The organism is Campylobacter showae (genome assembly GCF_900573985.1).
In the GTDB taxonomy this organism is placed as follows: Bacteria; Campylobacterota; Campylobacteria; order Campylobacterales; family Campylobacteraceae; genus Campylobacter_A; species Campylobacter_A showae_E.
In genome coordinates this window covers 1,698,692-1,720,023 of the sequence record NZ_UWOK01000001.1, presented here as the reverse complement: position 1 = coordinate 1,720,023, position 21,332 = coordinate 1,698,692, and the positions used below count along the sequence as shown (strand labels likewise).

The following is a 21,332-nucleotide window of genomic DNA, read 5'->3' as shown; positions in this document are numbered from 1 at the left end:
ATGACGAATGAGAAATTTACCGAGCAGGTTACGACTATGGCGAAATTTTTGCAGATTTACTGCGCTGATAAACACGCGCTAGAGCCGAAGCAACAGATAAATTTGGAGCTAATTTACAAGGGCGAAAACCTAAATCATAGCGTCCATACGCAGCTTTGCACCGAGTGCGAGCAGCTGTTTTTCTACGCTCACGAGCGTCTTTTGGCCTGTTCGCACGATATCAAGCCGAGCTGCCGCAAGTGCCCGCATCCGTGCTACGAAAAGCCTAGATGGACTCAGATGGCAAAGATAATGAGATATAGCGGCGTGAAGCTCGGCCTTGTAAAACTAAAAAAGATATTTACGTTTTCAAAAACGGCAGAGTAGGGCTCGCTAAAATAGCATGGTTAAATCCAAATTTGGTAAATGATTTGACCAAACATAGCTTCGATGCTATTTTAAAATTAACACAGAATAACTCGAAATTTTGAATTTTAGCTGGTATGCAGTGTAAATTTGCTAAAGTCAATAAGTGTTTAACAGGCTTTAATTAGTTTGGAGATTAAGTGGTTACCCTGAAAGGAAATAAACCCAAACGGCTTTCCGCGACTATTCGCAATCTCTAATATCGTCTTGTTTGGAATTATATCTAATTTTTTTGAAAATAGGGTAATTCTTAAGAGAATTTTTTGGTAAATTTTTGATTTTTGTCGTATTTTTGCGGCTTGATTTTGAAAATTTTAAAGGGTATGTATGAAAAGGTTGGGGATACCTAACCGCTTTTATTTCTTGAATATCTAACCGCTTTTATCTTTTGAATACCTAGCAGCCAATATCTTTAGAATCCCTGATAGCTTTTGTTTTTTATGGTGGGGGTATAGTCTATGCTCCGCAGGGTAGCGGTGGGGGCGGGCAAGCCCTCCCCCGTTCGCTACACCTCCTCCCCCGCCCGACTCACGTTTTTGGCGTGCGGGGGCTACCGCTGGTTAGTTTGTATAGTATACTTCGCGCGCACGCGTATGCGCGTATATATTCATCACTTATTAAGAAGCGCGACAAAAACCCGCGCGAAGCCCTAAATTTAGGGTCGCGCGCAGGTTTTAAAAACGTCAAATCATTCCCATTTCGTAGTCTTCTTTTTTCTTTTTTAGCCTCATTTGCCTCGCGTCCGCTTCTTGCTTGACGTTTTTCGCCTTTACGTCCTCAAACTTTTGTGAAGTTTCGCGTTCTGCTTGGCGTTTGCGTTCTAGCTCGCGTTCGCGGATTTTGCGGATTTCTTCAGCGTCGGCGGCGAGGTTCGGGCGTAGGGTTTGGACATAGGCGTCTAGCGTTAATTGTCTGTGCGGCGGCACGCCACTTTTTTCGTATTTTTCGATATTTTGAAGTATTTGGAGACTTAGCATTTTTTTATCCACTTCGCTATCTGCTTTTTTCCATCGCTCCAAGTCGTTTTCGATTTTCGTCCACGGGTCGCGGAAAATAGGCTCGGGTTCAGGCTCGGGCTCGACATATTTCGGGCGGTCGGGCTCGCGCGGGCGGCGCGGTTCGTAGTCGTCAAATCTGCGGCGCGGCTCGACTTGCGGCCTCGCGTAGCCGTATATGTTTAGATTGTCGTCTTTTTTCGCTATCGGCTCGGGCTCGGGTTTAGGCTCTTCGGGTTTAGGTTTAGCTTCGCTTTGCTCGCTACCGTCACTACGCTTGAGAGGCTCGATTTTAGGCTCTTCGCGGATAGGCTCGGGCTGTTTCAATTTTCCCTCGATGTCGTCAATAATGCTGAATGCGTCCTCGGGCTTTTGCTCTTCGCGCTGCTTTAGTTTTTGTTCGAGTTCGTTTATTTGCTCTAGGGCTACGTCAAGCTGTTTAGGCGTGATGATTTCCGCCGTTTTTCTAGCTGTTTTTTCTTGCTCTAGCTCGCGCTCTAGCTCCTTTTGTTTTTTGGCGTTTTTGTCCGTCAACTCCTCGATTTTTTCGTTTAGCTCTTTGATTTGCGCGGCTTGCTCGGCTATTTTTTCTTTGTCTAGCTCGGATTGTTTTTTGGCGTTTAATATGTCGTTATTTAGGTCTTTTACTTGCTGTCTAAGCGTTTTTAGCTCCTCTAGGCGGGCTTTGTTATCTGCTTCCTGCTCGGCGTATTCGCTTCGATTTGCGCCTTTTTCGCGGAGTAGGGCGCGTTCCGCTAAGTTCAGGATTCTGTTTTCTTCGTCCATCGCCTTTAGCTCGTCGCGGATTTTGCGGGCTTCTTCCGCGTATTCGCGCAGGGCTTGGCGCAGGTCGCGATTTTCGATTCTTTTTTGCGCGGCGGCGCTCTTTGCTATATCTGAAAATCGCCCCTCAATGAGCGCTTTAATGTCCTCGCGTATTTCGGCGTTCGGCGCGTGCTGTATCGCGTAATCGAAAAGCTCGTGTTGTTTATGCTCCGGGATTTGCTTTAAGATTCTGTAAATTTTGTCTTGAAGTTCGCTAGGGTTTTGGCCGCAGTCGTTCGCAATTATCGCGACGGCGCGGTTTAAATTTTCTCGGACTTTAAATATATCGACCTCGTTTTTAATTTTCTCGTCGTTTTCCCACGTTTTTTTAGCAATGAATACGGCGAGTTGCGTTACGCTCCCAAAAATATAAAAAATCGAGCGAATCGCGTCTTTTTGGGCTTCTAACAAGAAATTTCCTTGCGGGTTAGGCCAACCTGCAATATCATTTCCCATTTGAATAAACGCTAGGCGATATCTCCCCGATTCTCTAATTTGCTCCCAGTCTATTTTGTCGCTCATAAATTTTGCCCTACGCTCCCTAGCTTCCATAAACTCGGGCATTCGGCGCTCCCACTCCTCGCGGCGCGCCTCGCGTTCGGCTTGCTTGCGTTCCCACTCGGCTTGTTTTTCTTGCCACGCTTTGTTATTTGCCTCTAGTTTGGCTTCCCACTCTTTGTTAATTTTTGCTTCCGAACGTTTCATTTGTTTATAATCGCGCATATTTTTAAAGTGCCGCGCCCCCGTGATTTCGACCGGTTTTCCGCGTGTCATACCGAGTTCTTCCGCGACTATGTCTTGTATTTGGCGATAGATGTCTTTCCGCCCAAACAACAAGTAGGCCATTGACTTGCCCGTCTCGGGATTTTGCGTAAGCCACGTGGTTTGGGCGTGCACGTTCTGAATGAAGTCGCCCGTTTTTTCGTCCGTGTGCCCTTCGTCGCGGTGAATCGCGGTTTGAATCGGAATGAATCCCGTAATTTCTTGTATTCTTGCGTTCAATCTTTGGACGTCTTCGAGCGTGTGGCGTTCGCGCAGGTTCAGGGCGCTTTCCCAGAGTTTGTTGGACGCTTTCATATTCGTTCGCCGACCCGTGTTTTTTAAAAAATTTTCGTCGGCTTTTGCGCTTAATTCCTCAAACATTTGGCGTGCTTCTTCGGCGGTTTTGTCGCACTCGTTTTTTGCGCGCAATTCTTCGTGGCTGGTTTCGGGCAAAAAAGCTTCCCTAGAATTGTGAAAAAATGCTATCTGCTCGGCTTTCTTGAAATGAATGCTTGCTTCCGCGCCGTTATCTCTTATTTTTCGGGTCATTTTTATAGCTCCTTTTTTCGGGGGTTTTCTTTCATTTTTCGCTCCCTTGCGGGGCGGAAAATGCGGACTATGTAGCTTTAGCTACAAATAGTACGTACTATTGAAAGTAAACTTTCAACGTACGATTTTTACAGACCGCGAGGGTCTGTAAAAATATCAAGCAGTGTAGCTTCCGTATGGGGCTGGCTTTTCGGCTTCGGGGGGCGTAGTTTCTTGCGGTTCGGATTGCGGCGTTGAGAGCAGGCTCGTCGCGTCGCAAAGTAGTTGCAATTTTGCGTTAATTTCGGCTTTGATTTCTCGGTATTTTTTAAGCACTTTTTGCGCTTTTTCTACGTCATTTTCAGCCGATTTTATTTTGGCGTTTATAGTCTTGTCTTGGTTGAGTAGCGAGGCTAGCGTTCTGCGCGCTGCGTCGTTGCGTTTTTTGGCTTCGTTGTCTTGTAACATTTTTGTCTCCTTAAATTTTTTATTTGTTTACATATAATTATAGTGAGACGATGACTTATTTGTATGGGTTTAAACGACTTAGAAAACGGCTTAGACTGTGACTTGCCCGTAAATGGGCTATTTGTGCCCCTAAAAGGGCTAAATTTTTTTGCCTTTTGCCTCCTTTTTATGCGATTTCTAGCCGCTTGATAGCTTCGCGGCGTAGCTCGATTTCGCGGTCGATTGTTTCAATAGCGGCTGGGATATCTTCCACGCTCGAAAATGCCCGCCATTGCAGGCTAAATGCCCCGCGATACGAGCCTTTTTCGTATATTTTCATTAAATTTTCGCGCTCCCGTAACGCGTTTTCAAGCATATACCGCTCGCGGATTAGCGCCGTATTTTCGGGCGGCGGTTCGGATTTCGGCATTTCGAGAATGCCGCTAAAATCGCGGTTCAGGGCGTTTAGAGGGTCAAAGCCCACGTAGTCGTCGCAGCGTTCGGTTCGTCGCTCCGTCTTGCGTTTTTGCTCTGATTTCCACACGAGGGCTAGCGTGCGGATTGCGCGCTTTCCGCGGAGTTTCCGCGCTTTTCGCACTACTTGGCGCACGTCATTTTCAGACACATATATATTTCGCCCCGTCACGTGGTATTTTTCCCCGTCGGCCGCGCGCAAATAGACGTTCATTTCGGATTTAGGCGATTTTGAAAAAATCCTAACTTCGCCCGTCGACTCGTCTATCTCGCCGATTTGGATTTGCCGCGCAGCCTGCGTCTCCTTTTTTCGCGGCTTTTGCGTGCTTTTTTGAAACTCGGTTCGCTTCTTTTCGGCTTCGTCGGTAGAATAAAATACGAAGTCGTAGAGGTTGATGTCCTCGCTTCGGCTCAAATACGACGGCTTTTTCCCTAGCCGCCTAAAGGCGTAGTATTTTTCAATTTTAGTCATCATAGATTTGAGTTTTTTGCCCGTCTCGGCGTAGTTTTGCGCCATTAATTTGTTCCCGAGATGTCGCAGTTCCTTTTCCGTCTGCACGTCCTTGATAGCGTCGCAGCGGTAGCGTTTATCGCGCTCTGTTTGGCTGTATCGCGTTACTTTGGTTAGGTCGAATTTTACGGGCTTTTCGTTTTTATGGCTGTTTGCAAGCTGTTTCAATAGGTAGCTAATTTTCGGGTTTGCCGTGAGCGCGGCAGAGCCGTTTAGGTATTCCGCGAGTTTTTGACCCATAAACGTGCGAAGCGCTAGGGGCACAAACAAGACGGCGTGAATGTGGGGGCTTCCGTTTTCGTGCCTTTCAAAGACCCACGAGACAAATGCGGCTATGCCTAGGCCGTTTAGGAAAATTAGCAACTCGTTAAGCGCGCAGTTCAAGTGGCGGGCGAGCTCCTTGTTCGTTGCTCGGCCGCCTATGTAGCGAGGGAAATTTGTATTTTGAGAGGTCAAACATATCCCGATAGCGGTCATTTGGAGTTTTCTCAAAATAGGGGCGACCGAGATTTTTTTGAGCGCAACTGCTGGGGCGCTCTCGGTTCGCTCGCGGAGTTCTACGCTGTCGATGACTTCGATTGCGGGATTTATTGCGCTCATAGCTCTATCTCCCCGTCGTTAGGGCGCGTAGGGCTGTTTTGCAAGCTGTTTTTAAGCGTTTTTTGTATATAATTCGGCATTTGGTATCCTTTTAAAGGCTATTCCAATCTAAATCGTCTTTAGAAGCGAGTTTCCTCGCTTCTATCCCCTTATTTTCCCGCATCAAAACAACTTCGAGAGTATTTTTTCCGTGTAGTCGTATCTAGCCAACAAAAAGCCTTCCCACCACTCCGCCATTTTTCGCAGGTGCTTTTGGACTTCCCCGTCGGTATAATCCAAATGTGTATAACTTATGCCGACCTCGTCTTTTTCGCACTTTTGGTGCAAATACATTCGGATATATGCGAGGGGCAAGCCGTGTTCGTCGAATAGCTTTTTCGTCCACGTGGTCAGCGTGCCGCGCGCCCCGTGCGGCGTGATTTTGTCGTCGCTTACGCGTTTCACGTATTCGCGAAGCGCGTCTTTATTGATTGGGCGCGGCTTTCCCTCAAAATTTCGCCCTAAAAATACGATGTCGTCGTGCTTTCTGACGTTGGCGTTTACCGTGTTCTTATATGCAGCTAATATTCGAGCCATAGAGGGCGCGATAGGTAAGATTAGGTCTTGTCTTGAGTCTTCCGTTGCTTTTTCGCCCTTTAGCGCGCTTTTTGAATAGAAAAGGGTCGAAAAATCTTCATTGAAGTAGCCCCACCTTATCTCGCATACGCTTTCCAGCCTTAGCCCCGTATTAAACATTAGCAGCGTCGCTACTGCGCTTATTAGCGCAGTATCGGGGCAATTTGCAACGTTTTTCAGGAATGCGGCGACGTCTTCTTTCGTCGTCAAAATAGGGTGGTGCACGGCTGTTGCGGCGCGGTAGTGCTCGTAGTTTTTGTCGTAGTCGAGTTCCAACAGAGGGTTTTTCGTCTTTTTGATGAATTCTTTTTTTATCGCGTATTTGAAAACAATTTGGAATAATTGGTTTATCCTCTTAAGCATTTCTAGCGCGCCGCGCTCTTCGTATTCGCTATAGATTTTTCGCAAATCTGATACGTTAATTTCGTGTATCGGCTTTCTCGCAAGCGTTCGGTTTATGATGTTTAGGCGTTTTTTGTAATGCTGTATCGTCTTCTGTTTTAGGTTTTTCGCCTTGCCGTATGCCTCTATAGCCTTTTCGGCTACTTTGTAGAATTCTTCCTTAGCTTGGCGAGAGACGTATTCGTCGTTGACTATCTGTCGCTCGATTTCAAACGCCTTAAGCTCGGCTTGCGCGACCGTTATCAAGGGGAATTCGCCGACTGATATGTATCTTTGCCTATGATTTTTGAAGTAGCGGAGCTTAAATTTTTTAGTTCCATTTTTGAATACTTCAACGTAGAGTTTTCTCGTGTCAGGTATGCGGTAGCTTCGGGATATTCTCTCCGTCGGCGCGGGCAGGCTTTCAACGAAAGCGTCTTGTTTTGTCTTTGTCGGTGCAGTAGTTAGCATTTAATCTCCTTTTTAAGATATACTTTTTAATAATTATACCTGTGCGATAAAGAGATTTTAAATTTGTGATAGTAGCTTTTACAAAGCGACAACTATATCTAAAAAAGCAGCCTATATGCTAGGCTTCGGCCGGTATTGACTGTAAGTCGATATAACGAAGGCCGGCTTTTTTAGGCTATGACGTTTTGTGAGTTGAGGGGAAGGCTTGGCTTGTGGTTACCCTGAAAGGATTCGAACCTCTGTTAGCTGATCCAGAGTCAGCAGTTCTACCACTAAACTACAGGGTAACGATAGGCGAAATTATAGCGAGCGAAATTTAAATCAGCTTTAATTATCTAAAATTTTGAGGATAAAACCGCAAAAATCTCCGCACAAATTTCACAGCCCGAATTTTTCAAGATGAGCTAAAAACTTTTCGGGCGGATAAAATCCGATGAGTCGCGCGTTTTTTAGCTCGTCTTGCACGTCGCTACCTGCACGGAAAAATAGGATCGCAGGCGGCCCGATGAGTCCGAATTTTTTCATTATCTGTGCGTCGTCACTGCTATTTTTCGTTACGTCCACTCGCAAAAGAGTGAAATTATCTAGCTTTTTTAGCACGGCTTCGTCTTTAAAAGTAATCTCGTCAAGCTCGTTACAGCTAGCGCACCAAGTCGCATAAAAGTCGATTAGTACGGGCCTAGACGAGCTTTTTACCGCATTTTCTAGCTCGGTCAAATTTGAGATGGCGATAAAATTTGGCTCATTTTTACTCAAATTTACGCCTGCGCCGCCTGCATTTTTAAAACCTTCGAGCGGATTTAGCGCTGATTTAGCGCCCGAAAAGGAGCCTACGATCAGCAAGACGGAGTAGATAAAGGCTAATAGCGCCGCACCTTTTAGTAGTTTTTTGCCGCCGCTTTGCTCGCTACTTGTCGCATCAAAAGCTCCGAAAAATACGCTAGCAAACACGCCGATGACGCCGTAAAGCAGCAGCTCCACTCTAGTACCCATCACGCGCGCGCTCAGCCAAACCGCCATTATCAGCATGATAAAGCCAAAAATCGTCTTTATTTTATCCATCCATGCGCCCGGTCGCGGCAAAATTTTACCCGAGCTTGCTCCAATGAGCAGTAGCGGCACGCCCATGCCAAGCCCCATCGTAAAGAGCGCAAGCCCGCCAAACAGCGCGTTTCCGCTCTGCGCGATATAAAGCAGCGCGCCCGCAAGAGGTGCGGCGACGCAGGGGCTAGCGATGAGCGCGGATAAAAATCCCATCGCAAAAACGCCGATTATGCCGCCTTTGCTTTGGGCTTTTTTGCTAAGCGCGTTTTGCATAGCAAGGGGCATCTGAAGTTCGTAAAGCCCGAACATCGAAAGCGCGAGCGCGACGAAAACGAGGCTAAAACCGATCAGTACGGCCGGGGTTTGCAGCGCGCTTTGCACGCCCGAGCCAAAAACGCTAGCCGCCACGCCTGCTACCGCGTAGGCGCAGGCCATCGCAAAAACGTAGATAAGAGATAGGAAAAAGCCGCTCGTAGCGCGCGAGCTTTTGCTTTTGACGTTTTTAGCGTGCGGGTTACCGCTATCAAATTCGACTGAGTTTTCGTCTACCGCGCTTAAATTTACGGCGCCGTTTTTGCCGTCATGCGCGCTGCTAGCTTGTTTTGAGACGATGATAGATGATAGGATCGGGATCATCGGAAAGATACAAGGAGTGAGCGATAGTAGCAATCCGTAGCCAAAAAACGTAGCGAGCGAGAGGAGGAAATTTGCACTGCTAAGGCTTGCGGCGATGGAGTCTTGCTCAGAAAGCGGCGCTTGCGAGCCGGCAAATTCAGGCTCGGCGGCCTCTATTATCTGCGCGACGGAGTAGCCGGCAAGGCTCTTTTTGACGCCAAATTTGAGCACTTGCGGCTGATAACAGATGCCGTCTTTGGCGCAGCCTTGGTATTCGAGCTTTAGAGTGAAATTTTCGCTGCCGCTAAGCCCTTTTAGCAAATTTATCGGCACGAAAAGGCTAAATTTGCCCGTATAAACCTCGCGTTCGTCGTAAATTTCGGCCTTTGGAAAGTTTAGATGCGAGTTTAGATTTTTGTCGCCTAGGCTTGCCGCGAGACTGTCTTTATAGACGTGGATATTTGGCGCGGGGGCGAATCTAAACTCGACGTTTTGCTCGTCGGCGTGTGCGGTGAGACCGAAGGCTTCTTTAACGGGAAGCGGTTCGGCAAACATAGTGCAGCAAGTCAGAATCGCCGCAAAAATCATCCTAAAAATCATAATATTCCTTGAAATTTTTGTCGTATTTTACACAAGCTCCCATAAAGTCAGCGTTAAATGTTAAATTAAGAGGCGTATTTTAGCTAAATTTTAATTATTTGATAGTAACATTTTAAAAATACCAAAAGGAGGTTTAGAGTGAGTAAAAACGGCACGGATAGCGTGAAATTCGACTACGAGCACGAACTACGAAAACTACAAATCGAGCTTTTAAAATTTCAAAATCACGTAAAAGAGCAGGGTCTGCGAGTACTCATCATCATCGAGGGGCGCGACGCGGCGGGCAAGGGCGGCTCGATAAAGCGCCTAACCGAGCACCTAAATCCGCGCGGATGCCGCATCGTGGCGCTTGAAAAGCCAAGCGACGTCGAGCGCTCGCAGTGGTATTTCCAGCGTTACGTCGCACATTTGCCAAGCGCCGGCGAGATCGTGATCTTTGACCGTTCGTGGTACAACCGCGCTGGCGTCGAGCCTGTGATGGGCTTTTGCACGCAGGAGGAGCACAAGGAGTTTTTACGCGAGGTGCCTAAATTTGAGGAGATGATCAAAAACTCGGGCATCATTTTCTTTAAATTTTACCTCTCGGTTTCAAAAGAGGAGCAAAAAAAGCGCTTCAAAGAGCGCCTCACCGACCCGCTAAAGCAGTTTAAAATCTCCCCCGTGGATGAAAAAAGCCAGGAGCTCTGGGATCAGTACACCATCGCAAAATACTCGATGCTACTAGCTTCAAACACGCCGTTTTGCCCATGGACGATCATCGTCTCAGACAGTAAAAAGCAGGCTCGCATAAATCTTTTTAGATACATCCTAGCAAACGTCGAATACCCGAAAAAAATAGACGCCAAAAACTTTGAGTGCGACGAAGGTATCGTAAGGAGCGGCGAGGAGGAGATACGCCAGATGGAGGCAAACCTCAAAAACGAGAAGCTATCTAAGATGAACGGATAAGGCAAGTTTGGGTCAAATTTGACGTGCGGTGCGGCAAACGGCCTCGCGAGAATTTGCCTAAATTTGTCAAATTTGGCTCGGCTGTCAAATTTACACGCAGGCGGCCAAACCCGCGCCTTTTTGATACGAACGGCGGTAAAATCTATGCTTGTCTATTTTATAAAAATAAATTTGCGAGCGGCGCTATGGCAAATTTAACAAAGCCGGTCGGAGCTAAAAATTTAACTCAAATTTGCCAAATTTTAGGCGCTGGGCAGGTCAAATTTAAACCGCGCAGAGCCGTTACTCGCGCATTGTGGAGCACGCTGCCGATTTGCGCTTTTGCAAAAACCGCGATGTAGCCGGATAAAACCGAGAGTATAAACATGTAGGCATAAATTTTAAACAGCGGATTTTGCGTGACGCGCGCCAACCTAAAATTTAAAATCGTCCAAGAAATCGCCGACAAAGTAAATAATGTAAAAAATATAAGCATAAACTCGGCGCTATAAAATCTTTCCTTAAAATATGCCGTTGCCACCATAACAATCCAAAAAATCCAACTCGCATGAAATGGCCGCACGAGATTCGTCTCGCATAGAGGCTGAAGCGCTTTAAAAGCCGCATAAAAACAAGCGATTGTGCCTATAGACCCGAGTACCCAATGGTTTCTGTCCTGAAACTGCGGCGAAAAAACTACAATGTAAGACGACAAAATCGTAAGCGACATGCAAATAGCAGCTAAAAATCCTAAATTTCTTACGTTGTTTACTGTTTGGGCTCTATCTTTGGTCAAATTTTGTTCGTTTTTGTCCACTTTACTCCTCCTTTATCATAGTCCAGGCGTATAGATAAAACGCAGTCGGCAGCACGTAGAGTATCGCGATGGCTAGCGCTGCAAACAGTATGGAAAAGACTGCCGTAAAATAGCCCGTAGATAGCATCATCTGCAGTGCAAAGGCGATAATAAAGCTAGCGATAGCGAAAAATACGTAAGTCTTAAAAAGAGTGTTTTCCGTAATCTTTGCAAGGCTGAAATTTAACTTAGCCCAAAGGACGGCTAGATAGACGGTGATAGCTAGTATAAACAGTCCCGCCAATCCGGCACCGATCGCGGCGGGTCGGTCTTCTACGCCGCGTATAAAGCCAAACGCTATACCGACTACTGTAAATACGATAGATACAAAAAATCATCTGCTTATAGGTACTAAGTACGTCGGTGTCGTAGATCTCCTCTAGCTTTTTGAGCGCATACCACATATAAACGGCTGCGGCAAGAAAAAGCACGAAATTTACCGAGCCTTCAAGCATTTTTATCAGCTGCTCTTGCGACTCGCCGTGCGGCCGCGTAAATATCAGATAAAGCTTGGTAAAAAACGATACGGCAACGGTCGCTAGCATAAGCCGGCACGAGATGATACCCTGCTTTTTGACTGCTTTTAGCGTTTCTCGTTCGTAAGAATTTTCATGCGCTTTTTCTTTTTGGGGCGGAATTTTATCTGTTTGATTTTGATCTGCGTCAAATTTGAGCTCCGTCGTTTGCTCGTCTTGGGTTCTAAAATCCGGTTCGTTTGTGCTTTGGGCACTTAAATTTGACCTATCGCCGAGCTGGTTGGTCAAATTTATCTCGATTTCATTTTGCTCGTTTGAGAAATTTTCCACACTGATCCACGCCGCGAGCAAGACGCCAGAAGTCGCTAGATCAAAAAGCGCATTTGCGAGAGGTTCAAATTTGACGATAGAGGCAATGAGAGCTGGCGAGAGGGCCTCTAGCAAGCCATAAATAAAGTTTGCGCCCAGGCTAGCGGCAAGCATCCACGCATAAACGTTAAAAAGCGCGCAGCCCGAGGCCTTTGCGAGCTTGAGATTTATGACGACCCATACGATAGAGACGGCAAATACTGCAAGCGGAATGATGACGCGGGAGATGAGGCTGAGATAATTTTTATCAAAAACGTAGAGCGCGACCGTGCAGAGGATCACTGCTAAAAAGCCGTTGTAGGCGTATTTAAAGATAGTAAAGACGTTTGCGTTTGACAGCTCCTGCGCGCGGATGAGTGCGTAGTGGAAAAACGTAAGCGCAAATAGCCACGCTAGCGTGCGAACGATCCAAAACACACTCTGATCGCTCGCTAGAAAACTCGCGCTCGCACACAGGATGCAAACTGCGCCGAGGATACCTTGGGTTCTTGCTTTATTAAAATTTCTATTCATTTTTCTCTTTCGGCGGTTTTGGTTTTAAATTTGCAAAATTTGATGCTCAAATTTGATGACATATAAAAGAGAAAATATACATAAATTTGTTTTAAACGGTTATTAAATTTAAGCAGATAAAGTGCTTTAAAATCAGTACGCTTGCGTAAGAATACTAGAGTAAATTTGTAAATTTTGGTCTTTGGCGCGAAGCTTTAAATAGGCGGGTTTGTCAGCGAAAAGGGGAGCTTTTGCCTCCCCTTCGTGTTAAACTAGAAGTTAAATATTTTCTCCTGCTATCATACCAAACGTTAGGCAGTCTAGTATCGCGCAGCTACCAAGCCTGCTAGCTCCGTGCGTACCGCCCGTAACCTCGCCCGCGGCATATAGTCCGGCGATCGGCTCATCGTCGATATTTAGGACTTGCGCTTTGGTGTTGATCTTTACGCCGCCCATGGTGTGGTGCAGCTTCGGAGCGCCGCGCATAGCGTAAAACGGCGGTTTTGAGACCGTGATGCCGTCGGTTAGCTTCATCGGTTTACCGAAGTCCTCGTCGACACCCGATGCCACAAAGCCGTTGTAGCGCTCGGCGGTCTTAGTTAGCTCGCCCGCAGGCATTTTATAAAACGCCGCTAGCTCCTCAAGGGTGTCGAATTTTTGATGACGCCGCTATTCATCGGATTTTCGAGGTCGCTCGGCACTAGTTTTGCCGCGGCTACGGAGTCGCAGAGGTTGATCGGGTAGCTGTTTGCTTTGGCGTCGATGATTTTAAACATCGCGTCGGCTCTGATTTTGCGATCGGCTAGCTCGTTCATATAGCGTTTGCCGGTTTTTGGATCTACGGAAAATCCATAGCGGAAGCTCGCTTGGGCTGCAAATTTGCTTGTGATGCCGTTACCCTTTTCGTCCGGGCATTTGTACGGGATGTACTGGATCCAGCCGACTTGCACCGGTAGTGCGCCTACCTTAAACGCTGAGATGAGCGCGCCTGCAGTAGCTCCAGGGTGGTTTGTGGTGTCAAATTCCGGCACGGCGCGAGGGTCTTGGAGCTTTCTAAAAAATTTATCGCTGCAAAATCCGCCGCTAGCTAGCACGACGCCTTTTTTAGCCTTGATAAATCTCTTATCGCCGCCTTTATTTTCGCGGTCGTCGCTAAATAAATCCTTATCGAATTTATAATTTTCTCTCACGGCTACGCCTACGACGCGGCCGCTATCGTCCGTTACGAAATCGTCGAATTTCGTGCGAGTACGAAGCTCGCAACCTTCTGATTTTTTAAAGGATTCTACGAGAGGCTGCACGATGCCAGAGCCGCTAGTGTTTTCGGTGTAGTACGTTCTAGGTACGCTATGACCGCCCTCTAGGATGAGCTTGTCTAGGTATTTTGCGCCGTGTTTTACTGTAAAGTTAAACGTATCTACGGCGCGGTCAGCTAGCACTTCAAGTAGCTCGACGTGATTTAGCCCAAGACCCGCCTTTACGCAGTCGGCGATGAAAATTTCTTTTGAGTCTTTAACGCCGTTTTTCTTTTGTAGTTCGCTGCCTGGTACGGCAAAAATTCCGCCGTTTACGACGCTGTTTCCGCCAACGCGACCCATTTTTTCTAGGATTAGTACTTTGTTTCCGCGTTCGCTCGCTTTGATACCCGCTGCAAGACCCGCAAAGCCGCTGCCGATGATGACGACGTCCCACTCCTCGTCAAATTTTACGTCTTTTGCGCTTACCGCGGCGTCTGCATTTACTGCTCCTAATGCAAGAGCTCCGGCGCCTGCTAAGCTCATTTTGAGCATGTCGCGTCTTGAAACGTTACTTTTTGCCATGATTCTCTTCTTGAAATTTAGATATTAAATTACGAATTTTATATATACATAAGTATTTAATAAAAATTTGATTTTGTATTGGAAATTGTACTGCAATATGGCGTAAATTAAACTTAAATTTGAGATGGTTTTATTAGATTACTTTAAATTTTTTATTATATTTTAATAAGATAGTCTGATTTTATACAGACTATCTTAAATTTTATAATTAATTTACTTAGTCGCGTTTTTATCCGCTTTATCTTCAGCCTTTACCTCTTTGGGCCCCACATAATCCTCCCCGAAATATGCCTTCTTTATCTCTTCTTTTTTGATTGCGGCTTTCTTTTCGTAGATTTTGTATTCAGGCTTCCAGTAGTTTAGCATATTGTTTAGCCCGCTGTGGCCTACCTCGGCGTGACAGCTAGCGCAGGTTAGTTGCTTATCCGTATTTAGCAAGCTTTGATAGTGAGCGTGCATCTTTTGAGCTTGGGCTGAGGTTAGCTTATTATCCACCAAATTCGTATGGCAGCTAACGCAACCGTTATCAAATACGAAGTGCTCTCTTTTCTCTCTGTTTTTATGCCAGTCTATAGCCTCAGGGTCTTTAAAGAAATGAATATATCCCTCCATCAATCCGTTTTTAGCTTTAACTAGGACGTATTTAGCTAGGTTGTCGTGAGGTATGTGGCAGTCTACGCATTTAGCCCTTACTCCGCTTTTGCCTTTGCCGCTATGTACGTCGTTACTATAAGCTATAACCATAGGATCCATCTCGTGACACACTACGCAAAACTTCTCTCCGCTAGTTTCTTCTAGGGCGTAATGCACGGGAAGTACGACTAAAAACCCTATAATGCCGCTTACTAATATAATAAGCGCTAGTACTTTCTTTGAAATTTTCATGGCGTTACCCCCATCCATTGCGGAACTTCGTGTTCGTGGCACTCCGTGCACATATTGGTTGATTTTTTATGCTCGTTGTGGCACTCGTCGCAGTATAGCGTAGGGCCGTCGTGAACCGAGTTGTGAGGATTTGCTTTTAGCAGATCCATGTATTCTAGTCTTTTAGCTATCTTTTTCTTGTCGCCGTGACAGGACAAACAGCCTTTATCGCCGATAGATTTAAATTTACTAGCGTCGTTTCCTTGTCCTTCGTGACAATCAAGACAGGTGAAGCTTAGTTTTTCGTGATGAGGCTTTAAAGGGTGTTTGGCTCGCAGCTCGTCGGTGACGTTAAGATCGACTAAAGACGTTATCTTTGCGCTTGGGGCTCCTGCGCTAAATGCAAAAGAGCATAGTAGCATAGATGCGCACAAGGCGAGAAACGCTTTGTGTTTCATGCGAATTCCTTTCGGATGTCAAATTTACAAATTTAACTGCAAATTCGGCTTTAAATTTAAAAGTATCGCAGGCTGAATTCTCGAATTTAATCTTAAATTTAACCTGCGATACTAAAGAAGATTTGCAAGTATTTCGAGGCGATTTTTGGGGTTGCGCGGCTAAAATTTTGCACAGGCTAGACTTCTGCTTGCAGTTGCGAGCAACGCGAAGCAAAAATTAGTCTGCCAAGCAAAATTTTAGCAAGCTCCGCAAAAAGCGTCCGAAAGACGCCGCAAATTAGCCTATATTCTCTCCCGCTATCATACCAAACGTTAAGCAGTCGGCTATCGCTACGCTACCTAAGCGGCTGGCTCCGTGTACGCCGCCCGTGATCTCGCCTGCGGCAAATAATCTTGGGATAGGCATCTCTGTTTGTAGAGAGATGACCTGAGCTTTGGTATTGATATCGATACCGCCCATAGTGTGGTGAAGTTTTGGCGTACCGCGCATAGCGTAGAAAGGTGGTTTAGAGATATCTACGCCGTTTGTAGTGGTTTTATCCATAGGTTTGCCAAAGTCTTCGTCCTTGCCTGATTTAACGAAGCTGTTATATCTCTCGACGGTCTTTTTTAGCTCTGCAGCAGGGATTTTATAAGCTGCGGCTAGTTCGTCTAGGGTTTCAAATTTCTTTAGTACGCCGGACTCTAGCGGTTTGGTGTAGTGTTCAGGTATGACCATGTTTTTTACACCCTCAGAGTCGCAGAAGTTGATCGGATAGATATCGGCTTTTGCGTCGATTACTTTAAACATAGCTTGAGAGCGAGTGCGGCGGTCTGCTAGCTCGTTCATATAGCGTTTGCCGGTTCTTGGATCGACTGAGATACCGTAGCGGAAGCTTCCGTTTACGTTAAACATAGAGCCAACGCCAAAGCCTTTTTCATCAGGGCATGCCCATGGACCAAACTGTATCCAGCTTAGCTGAACAGGTGTAGCGCCGATCCTAAACGCCTCTTTCATAGCGCCGGCTGTTGCGCCCGGATGGTTTGTGCTATCCGTAGTAGGCAGGATAGACGGGTCTTGAACCTGTCTAAAGAATACGTCGCGGCAAAATCCTCCCGCAGCTAGTACTACGCCTTTTTTAGCTTTTATAACTTTTTTAGTTCCCGTAGTGTTTTCGGCATCGTCTTTTTGGCTCTTTGGATCAAATTTATAATCCTCTCTGATGATCACGCCGTCTACGCCGCCGTCCTCGCCTAGGACGAATTCGTCAAATTTAGCCCTTTGTCTTAGCTCGCAGCCTTGTAGGTTTTTAAAGTATTCTACCATCGGCTGAACGATGCCCGATCCTGAGCCGTTAGCTGTTTGAAGCGATCTAGGTACGCTGTGTCCGCCTGCGTGAGTAACTTTATCTATGTATTTAGCGCCGCATTTTAGAGTTAGTTTATATGCGTCTTGAGCACGAGTAGCGATGGTGTCGATGAGATCTACGTGGTTTAGGCCGCGGCCTGCTTTTAGGCAGTCTTTGATAAATAGCTCGTTGCTATCTTTGATGCCTTCGGCTTTTTGTTTGTCGCTGTTTGGAACGGCAAATATACCGCCGTTAATAACGGAGTTACCGCCGACGCGTCCCATTTTTTCTAGGATTAGGACTTTATTGCCCTTTTCGGCTGCGGTGATACCAGCTGCTAGTCCTGCAAAACCGGAACCAACGATAACTACGTCCCACTCCTCGTCAAATTTGACGTCCTTAGTGTTAACGGCTGCTTGCGCATTTACTCCGCCTAGAGCTAAAGCTCCGGCACCTACCATACTTAACTTAACAAAATCTCTTCTTGAAACGTTTGAGTTTTTCATAGCTTCTCCTTAAATTTACTTAGCTATTACCTGTAAATCTTTAATTTACGACTCTACTCTAAATACCTTTATTACTATTGGCGTCTTTGGGCGTCCTCCTTGGATTAAATTTATTTTAGCTAGTGTTATTATAGGACTTAACTTTAAAGAATAAGCTTAAATGAAGGTGTAATTTATAATTTATTAGTAATATTAAAGGATATATTTGGCTTGAGAGTAGCGGCGTTACCGGGCTAGGGATGGTGAAAAATAAAATTCAAATTTACAGGATTAAATTTGAATTGTGACGTTAAATTTGGAGGTAGAGAGCGGCGGTTGGATGGTAAATTTAAATTTGAGGAGGGTTAAATTTAAATTAATCGGCAAAAATTTGCAGATGAAACGGCGGCAAATTTGACCATATTTACCGCCTGAAAGCTAAATTTAGCCTAGTCTTTTATGTAAAATTTGAGAAAATCCCCATAGATGTCTGGCCTTCGCGAGCTCGGTTTTTTCGAGTTTTGCTACCATCATCTCTTCGTTTTTTCCTAGGCGCGAAACCACCTCGCCAAACGGGCTAATCAGCATCGAATCTCCGTAAAAGCTCCACTGCTCGCCGCTTGCGGCCTTGTGGTTGCCGACTCGGTTTACGCGCAGGACATAGACGTTGTTCGTAAAGGCGCGGGTTTTTAGCAGCTCCTCCCAGCGCGACTCGCTAAAAAACGTGCATGCGGTGGGAACTACGACGGCATCGACTTTCTTGTGCGCCATATACGCCCATGCCGCGTCAAAATGCGCCTCAAAGCCAAACATCACGCCGATTTTAAATTTTTCGTAGCTAAAGACGGGCAAATTTAGCTCGCCTTCAGCCTTGTTGGCAAAAATTTAGCCTCGTTCCAGTGCGGGTAGGGCATCAGGATCTGCTGCTCGTAAAAGCGCGACGACGCGGGGCTAAATCTCGCCACGACCTTGGCGAAGCCTTTGCCTTTGGGTAGTACGAGCGGGGCTAGGATTTCTAGATTGTATTTTTGCGCCATCGCGGCAAGCGCGTGTTTTTTGCGCTCGCTTTGCTCTTTGATGAGGCTTTTTGGCATGAGCTCAAGCTCTTTAAAAAAGCTGTTTAGCACGTACTCGCCGAGCACCACGAGCCTGGCTCCCTCATCGGCGCAAATCCTAAAATAATAATCCAGCCGCGACTCGCTCATTGGCTGGGTCGGCAGCTGCAGGGCGCAAACGGCCGCGGTCGCGTTATTCATCGTCTGCATCCTTTACCACTAGCTTTGCGTTTTGCAGGATCTCACCTGCTTCCTCGAGTAGCTTTTTGCCCTCTTTATGCAGCTTGACGCTTTGCTCTAGGCTTAAATTTTCATCGCCGAGCTGTTTTAAAATTTCATTTGCTTTGGCGAGTTTGCTTTCAAAATCCTCGCTTAAATTTTCACTCATCTAAAACCTTTTTTATGATTTTTTCAAATTTATCTACCTCGACCAAAAACGCGTCGTGGCCGTAGTCGCTGTCTATCTCGTGGTAGTTGCACGCCTTGCCGATGCTGTGCAGCGTCTCGTGCATCTGCCGCATACAGCTTGGTGGAAATAGCATATCGCCGCTAAATGCTATAAGCGTAACATTGGCGCAAATAGGCAAAAGGGCATGCGCGAGATCGTCGTAGTGGCGCGTGCAGTCAAAGATATTCATCATCTTTACGATGTAAAGGTAGCTCAGCGGATCAAAGCGCTTTGGAAAGCTGTGGCCGTTGTACTCCATGTAGCGATCGACCTGAAACCGCCCCGTAAGCTCGTAAAGGCCGTCGGTTTCTACGTAGTTGCGGCCAAATTTGGAGTCCATGGAGCTAGGCGAGAGAAAGCTGATGTGTCCGGCCATACGTCCTAGCGCCATGCCGGTTAGCCCCTGCGCGGCGATGTCGTTTTCGTCGTATTGACCGTCTTTGAAACCCGGATCGCGCAGGATGCCCTCGATCGCGATTTTGTTAAACGCGATCGCCCAGGCTTTGCTCTGATATGTGCTGGCTAGGATGATGACGTTTTTGGTAAAATTTGGAAACTCGATCGCAAAACAAAGCGCCTGCATACCGCCTAGGCTGCCACCCACGACCGCATGCGCGCTCTCTATGCCTAAGTGCTCAAAAAGCCTCATCTGCGCCTTTACGACGTCGCTGATAGTAAGCACCGGAAAGCGCAAACGATACTGCTTGCCCGTACTTTTTTCGATACTTAGTGGATTTGTCGAGCCAAAATTCGAGCCGAGGATATTTACGCAGATGACGAAAAATTTGCTCGTATCTATACCCTTGCTCTCGCCTACTAGCGCGTCCCACCAGCCGAATTTCTGCTCATTTTCGTATCTTCCTGCGGCATGGTGGCTACCCGTTAGCGCGTGACAGACGACTATGACGTTGCTTTTATCCTCGTTTAGCTCGCCGTAGGTTTCGTAAGCGAGCTCAAATTCGGGTAAAATTCGGCCGCTCTCCAGATAGAGCGGCTCGTCAAATTTTACTTTGCCGGTTTTTAAATTTAGCACTAATTGACTTTGTAGTTAGGGGCTTCTTGCGTGATTACTACGTCGTGGACGTGGCTCTCTTTTAGTCCAGCGCTAGTAATCTCGACAAACTGGGCTTTTTCCTGAAGAGTCTTGATATCTTTTGAGCCCATATAGCCCATCGCACTTCGTAGGCCGCCAATTAGCTGATGTACGACCTCTTTTATACTGCCTGCAAACGGTACGCGGCCCTCGATGCCTTCAGGCACGAGTTTATCTTGAGCGGTGCCTTCTTGGAAATACCTATCGCTGCTGCCTTTCGTCATCGCGCCGATACTTCCCATGCCGCGGTAGACTTTGTACTGGCGTCCTTGGAATGTTATCACCTCGCCAGGAGTCTCCTCGCAGCCCGCTAGCAAGCTACCTGCCATCACGCAGCTAGCGCCTGCGGCCAGGGCTTTGGCTACGTCGCCCGAGTACTTTAGTCCGCCGTCTGCGATAACAGGGATGCCGTATTTTGCAGCTTCGGCTGAGCAGCTATCGACGGCGAAAATTTGAGGTACGCCAACGCCCGCTACCACGCGAGTGGTGCAGATAGAGCCCGGTCCTATGCCTACCTTTATGCCGTCTGCGCCTGCTTCGGCTAGGTCTTTGACGGCGGCAGGATTTGCGATATTTCCCGCGACGACGTCCACTTTTAGCTCGGCTTTAACCTGTCTTAGTGTATCTAGTACGCCTTTTGAGTGACCGTGAGCGGAGTCTATGACGATGACGTCAACGCCGGCTTCTGCTAGGGCTTTTGCCCTATCCATTTGCCCTACTCCGATGGCTGCTGCTACGCGGAGTCTGCCGTAGGCGTCTTTGTTTGCGTTTGGATACTCTTTGCGTTTTTTTAGATCTTTTATGGTTATGAGGCCCTCTAGGTGGCCGTCTTTATCGACGATAGGCAGCTTTTCTACGCGGTTTTGAGAGAAAATTTTCTCCGCGTCGTCTAGCGTGCAGCCCTTTGGAGCTGTGATTAGCGGAGCTTTGGTCATCCTATCTTTCACGAGGACGCTTCTATCGTTTTCAAATCTCAAATCGCGGTTGGTTAGGATTCCTATTAGTTTATTTTCCTCGTCTACGACCGGAACGCCCGAGATATGCAGATCCGCCATCATATCAAGCGCGGAGCCTACGCTAGCGTTTGGCGAGATGGAGATAGGATCGATGATCACGCCGCTTTCGCTTTTTTTTACGCGGCGGACCTCTTTGACCTGACTTTGTATGTCCATGTTTTTATGTATGACGCCGATACCGCCCAGGCGCGCCATCATGATCGCCGCGCGGTGCTCGGTGACGGTGTCCATCGCAGCCGATACGATCGGGATATTTAGCTCCACGTTTCTGCTAAAGCGCGTTTTTATATCGACTTGTTTAGGCAAAATTTCGGAGTACTGCGGGACGAGCAAAACGTCGTCAAAGGTGAGAGCCTTCGTAACTATCTTCAT

Annotated in this window: 17 protein-coding genes, 1 tRNA gene and 2 pseudogenes; 3 read left to right on the top strand and 17 right to left on the bottom strand. The window is 46.8% G+C overall.

Features of this window, described 5'->3' with window-relative positions:
* A complete protein-coding gene (locus EE116_RS08580; RefSeq protein WP_122874054.1) occupies positions 1-366 on the top strand; it encodes a nitrous oxide-stimulated promoter family protein in 366 nt (121 codons plus the stop codon).
* A gap of 722 nt (positions 367-1,088) precedes the next feature.
* Here the strand turns inward: EE116_RS08580 and EE116_RS08575 are convergent.
* The 6 genes from EE116_RS08575 to dsbD form a co-directional block, all read right to left on the bottom strand.
* Positions 1,089-3,536, bottom strand: a complete 2,448-nt coding sequence (locus EE116_RS08575) for a hypothetical protein (RefSeq protein ID WP_122874053.1) — start codon at positions 3,534-3,536, stop codon at positions 1,089-1,091.
* A gap of 156 nt (positions 3,537-3,692) precedes the next feature.
* On the bottom strand, positions 3,693-3,983 hold the full coding sequence (locus EE116_RS08570) for a hypothetical protein (RefSeq protein WP_122874052.1): 291 nt from the start codon (positions 3,981-3,983) through the stop codon (positions 3,693-3,695).
* Between the two features lie 166 nt (positions 3,984-4,149).
* Positions 4,150-5,547, bottom strand: a complete 1,398-nt coding sequence (locus EE116_RS08565) for a hypothetical protein (protein ID WP_122874051.1) — start codon at positions 5,545-5,547, stop codon at positions 4,150-4,152.
* Positions 5,548-5,709: 162 nt separating this feature from the next.
* A complete protein-coding gene (locus tag EE116_RS08560) occupies positions 5,710-7,014 on the bottom strand; it encodes a tyrosine-type recombinase/integrase (protein ID WP_122874050.1) in 1,305 nt (434 codons plus the stop codon).
* A 213-nt stretch (positions 7,015-7,227) separates the two neighbouring features.
* Positions 7,228-7,301 (bottom strand) — tRNA-Gln (locus EE116_RS08555).
* Positions 7,302-7,392: 91 nt separating this feature from the next.
* The gene (gene dsbD, locus EE116_RS08550) at positions 7,393-9,273 is read right to left on the bottom strand and encodes a protein-disulfide reductase DsbD (protein ID WP_122874049.1); all 1,881 of its coding nucleotides are present in this window, start codon (positions 9,271-9,273) and stop codon (positions 7,393-7,395) included.
* Between the two features lie 138 nt (positions 9,274-9,411).
* On the opposite strand from dsbD, the gene ppk2 reads away from it, so the two are divergent.
* Positions 9,412-10,221 (top strand): polyphosphate kinase 2, encoded by an 810-nt coding sequence (ppk2, locus tag EE116_RS08545; protein WP_002951386.1) that lies wholly within the window; start codon positions 9,412-9,414, stop codon positions 10,219-10,221.
* Positions 10,222-10,239: 18 nt separating this feature from the next.
* Positions 10,240-10,419 carry a hypothetical protein gene (locus EE116_RS08540; protein WP_122874048.1) on the top strand — a complete coding sequence of 60 codons (180 nt, stop codon included), beginning with the start codon at positions 10,240-10,242 and terminating at the stop codon, positions 10,417-10,419.
* 28 nt (positions 10,420-10,447) lie between these two features.
* On the opposite strand, the gene EE116_RS08535 is transcribed toward EE116_RS08540, so the two are convergent.
* The 11 genes and pseudogenes from EE116_RS08535 to guaB form a co-directional block, all read right to left on the bottom strand.
* Positions 10,448-11,017: a hypothetical protein gene (locus EE116_RS08535; protein ID WP_122874047.1), complete on the bottom strand. Its 570-nt coding sequence runs from the start codon at positions 11,015-11,017 to the stop codon at positions 10,448-10,450.
* 1 nt (position 11,018) lies between these two features.
* Positions 11,019-11,300: a hypothetical protein gene (locus EE116_RS08530; protein ID WP_122874046.1), complete on the bottom strand. Its 282-nt coding sequence runs from the start codon at positions 11,298-11,300 to the stop codon at positions 11,019-11,021.
* Complete coding sequence (locus EE116_RS08525) at positions 11,245-12,414, bottom strand: MFS transporter (protein WP_122874045.1); 1,170 nt, start codon at positions 12,412-12,414, stop codon at positions 11,245-11,247. Before EE116_RS08525 ends, EE116_RS08530 begins: the two co-directional genes overlap by 56 nt.
* A 258-nt stretch (positions 12,415-12,672) precedes the next feature.
* A pseudogene (locus tag EE116_RS08520) lies at positions 12,673-14,213 on the bottom strand (flavocytochrome c).
* Positions 14,214-14,426: 213 nt separating this feature from the next.
* A complete protein-coding gene (locus EE116_RS08515; protein WP_122874044.1) occupies positions 14,427-15,098 on the bottom strand; it encodes a cytochrome c3 family protein in 672 nt (223 codons plus the stop codon).
* On the bottom strand, positions 15,095-15,535 hold the full coding sequence (locus tag EE116_RS08510) for a cytochrome c3 family protein (RefSeq protein ID WP_002947156.1): 441 nt from the start codon (positions 15,533-15,535) through the stop codon (positions 15,095-15,097). Before EE116_RS08510 ends, EE116_RS08515 begins: the two co-directional genes overlap by 4 nt.
* A 277-nt stretch (positions 15,536-15,812) precedes the next feature.
* Positions 15,813-17,369 carry a flavocytochrome c gene (locus EE116_RS08505; protein WP_122874043.1) on the bottom strand — a complete coding sequence of 519 codons (1,557 nt, stop codon included), beginning with the start codon at positions 17,367-17,369 and terminating at the stop codon, positions 15,813-15,815.
* Between the two features lie 423 nt (positions 17,370-17,792).
* Positions 17,793-18,604, bottom strand: a pseudogene (locus EE116_RS08500) (carbon-nitrogen hydrolase family protein).
* Positions 18,597-18,791: an exodeoxyribonuclease VII small subunit gene (gene xseB / locus EE116_RS08495; protein ID WP_122874042.1), complete on the bottom strand. Its 195-nt coding sequence runs from the start codon at positions 18,789-18,791 to the stop codon at positions 18,597-18,599. The pseudogene EE116_RS08500 and the gene xseB overlap by 8 nt, the downstream one beginning before the upstream one ends.
* A complete protein-coding gene (metX, locus tag EE116_RS08490; protein WP_122874041.1) occupies positions 18,784-19,884 on the bottom strand; it encodes a homoserine O-acetyltransferase MetX in 1,101 nt (366 codons plus the stop codon). Before metX ends, xseB begins: the two co-directional genes overlap by 8 nt.
* The gene (guaB, locus tag EE116_RS08485) at positions 19,884-21,332 is read right to left on the bottom strand and encodes an IMP dehydrogenase (protein ID WP_122874040.1); all 1,449 of its coding nucleotides are present in this window, start codon (positions 21,330-21,332) and stop codon (positions 19,884-19,886) included. Before guaB ends, metX begins: the two co-directional genes overlap by 1 nt.

Bases quoted from the DNA above. Each gene is read 5' to 3' on its own strand.
- EE116_RS08580 (WP_122874054.1), top strand. From the start codon at position 1: ATGACGAATGAGAAATTTACCGAGCAGGTTACGACTATGGCGAAATTT.
- EE116_RS08575 (WP_122874053.1), bottom strand. From the start codon at position 3,536: ATGACCCGAAAAATAAGAGATAACGGCGCGGAAGCAAGCATTCATTTC.
- EE116_RS08570 (WP_122874052.1), bottom strand. From the start codon at position 3,983: ATGTTACAAGACAACGAAGCCAAAAAACGCAACGACGCAGCGCGCAGA.
- EE116_RS08565 (WP_122874051.1), bottom strand. From the start codon at position 5,547: ATGAGCGCAATAAATCCCGCAATCGAAGTCATCGACAGCGTAGAACTC.
- EE116_RS08560 (WP_122874050.1), bottom strand. From the start codon at position 7,014: ATGCTAACTACTGCACCGACAAAGACAAAACAAGACGCTTTCGTTGAA.
- dsbD (WP_122874049.1), bottom strand. From the start codon at position 9,273: ATGATTTTTAGGATGATTTTTGCGGCGATTCTGACTTGCTGCACTATG.
- EE116_RS08525 (WP_122874045.1), bottom strand. From the start codon at position 12,414: ATGAATAGAAATTTTAATAAAGCAAGAACCCAAGGTATCCTCGGCGCA.
- EE116_RS08515 (WP_122874044.1), bottom strand. From the start codon at position 15,098: ATGAAAATTTCAAAGAAAGTACTAGCGCTTATTATATTAGTAAGCGGC.
- EE116_RS08510 (WP_002947156.1), bottom strand. From the start codon at position 15,535: ATGAAACACAAAGCGTTTCTCGCCTTGTGCGCATCTATGCTACTATGC.
- EE116_RS08505 (WP_122874043.1), bottom strand. From the start codon at position 17,369: ATGAAAAACTCAAACGTTTCAAGAAGAGATTTTGTTAAGTTAAGTATG.
- xseB (WP_122874042.1), bottom strand. From the start codon at position 18,791: ATGAGTGAAAATTTAAGCGAGGATTTTGAAAGCAAACTCGCCAAAGCA.
- guaB (WP_122874040.1), bottom strand. From the start codon at position 21,332: ATGAAGATAGTTACGAAGGCTCTCACCTTTGACGACGTTTTGCTCGTC.